Consider the following 1852-nt stretch of genomic DNA (forward strand, 5'->3'; position numbering starts at 1 on the left):
ACCGGGGTATCCGCACCGACCCCGGCAGCCTGCAGCCGTGTTGCCAGGTGGTTGGCGCGGCCGGTCAACTCCCCGTAGGACAGGGTGGTTTCGGAGTCGGTGACCGCTGTGGCATCCGGGTTCGCCACGGCGACGTCGTCCACCAGGTCGCTCAGCAGACCCTCCGGGAACACCACCGGCTCACCCAGCCCGGCTGCCAGGAGTCGGTCGCGTTCGGCCTCGTCGACCATGTCGACACGGGAGACGGGCCGGGCGGGAGCGGCCAGCGCGTTGCGGAGGAAGGTGACGAAGTGCCGCATCAGTCGGCTGATCGTCGCGGGTTCGAAGAGGTCGGACTCGTAGTACGTGACGCCGGTGAACGTGTCACCGGCCTGGGTGAGGGCCACCGTGAGGTCGAACCGCGACTTGCCGTCGATCAGTTCCACCCGCTCGGTCGCCAGACCGGGCAGCACCAGGTCGTCCGTCTCTTCGTCGCCCAGGGAGAACAGCACCTGGAACAGCGGATTGCGGCTGGGGTCCCGCTCCGGCTGGAGCTCCTCCAGCAGTGCCTCGAACGGGAGCTCCTGATGTTCGTAGGAGGCGATGGTGTTCGCCCGGGTCCGGGCCAGCAGCGCCTCGAACGACGGGTCGTCGGCCAACTCGGTGCGAATCAAAAGGGTGTTGACGAAGTAACCGATCAGCTCGTCGAGTTCGGGTCGCACCCGGCCGGCGATCGGTGTGCCCAGGGTGACTTCCCGGGTTGCGCAGTGCCGGGCGAGAACCACGCTGAATGCGGCGGTCAACGTCATGAACGCGGTCGCGTTGTGCTCCCGCGAGAAGCGGTTGACGGCTGCCCCCAACTCGCCGTCGACGGTGAAGGAGAACTGCGCGCCGTTCCCGGTCCGTACGGCCGGCCGGGGCCGGTCCGTGGGCAGTTCGTCGGCGCTCGCTCCCGCCAACCGCTCCCGCCAGTGGTCCAGTTGGTGCCGCAGCCGCTCCGGTGTCTGATGGACCCGGCTCCACGCCGCGTAGTCCCCGTACTGGAGTGGCAGCGGCGGCAGTTCCGGCTCCCGGCCGGCCGCCAGAGCCTCGTAGGCCCGGGACAACTCCGACCACAGCACCCGCATCGATGTGCCGTCGATCGCGATGTGATGGATCACCAGCACGAGCAGTGCGTCGTCCTCCGCCAACCGCACCACAGCGACCCGGAAGACCGGACCGACGGCCAGCGAGAGCGGCTCGCGCATCAGCTCACGCGCGAACTCGACGCCTGCTGTGTGCCGTTCACCGACGCTGTCCCCGGCCGCGTCATGCACCAGAACGGATACCGGCGAGGCTGGCAGCACCCGGGGGACCGGGGCACCGTCCCGCTCGTCGAAGACCGTCCGCAGCACCTCGTGCCGCCCGGCGACCACGGTGAAGCTCCGGGCCAGCACATCGACGTCCAGAGCGCCCCGGACCCTGATCACGGTGGACGTGTTGTAGCCCGGCATCATCTGCTCCAGGAACCACATCCGCTCCTGAGAGTACGACGCCACGCGCACGTCCGGATCGGCCACCGGGATCACTGTCCTCGCCGCTTCGGCCCGCTGCACCGCGCCGGCCCGTTGGAGCAGCGCCCTGACCTGCGCGCGCCGCGCTTCCTGCGGGTCGGCAGGGGGACCCACCTGGGGAATCCGGGCCGTGGTCATGAGCGGGTCCTCTCGGCGGTCGCGGCCTCGGCCGGATCCGTCTCCGGGTCGCCGACCGCGTCCAGCAGCAGGTTCTCCAGAGCGGTCGCCATGGTGTGGATGGTGGGGTTGTCGAAGATGAGTGCGAGGGGGATGTCGGGGGAGAGTGCTGTGCGGAGTCGGGAGATGATGCGGGTGGCGAG

General features: G+C 69.6%; 2 protein-coding genes. Both read right to left on the reverse strand.

The features are described 5' to 3' along the window. The coding region (locus ACFXC1_RS51185; protein ID WP_381257369.1) for a condensation domain-containing protein at positions 1 to 1670 on the reverse strand (1670 nt) is incomplete at its 3' end. After that, on the reverse strand, positions 1667 to 1852 hold a 186-nt coding region (locus tag ACFXC1_RS51190; RefSeq protein ID WP_381257371.1), incomplete at its 5' end, for a phosphopantetheine-binding protein. The genes ACFXC1_RS51190 and ACFXC1_RS51185, both read right to left, overlap by 4 nt.

The organism is Streptomyces hokutonensis, assembly GCF_042751305.1.
Taxonomy (GTDB): domain Bacteria; phylum Actinomycetota; class Actinomycetes; order Streptomycetales; family Streptomycetaceae; genus Streptomyces; species Streptomyces hokutonensis_A.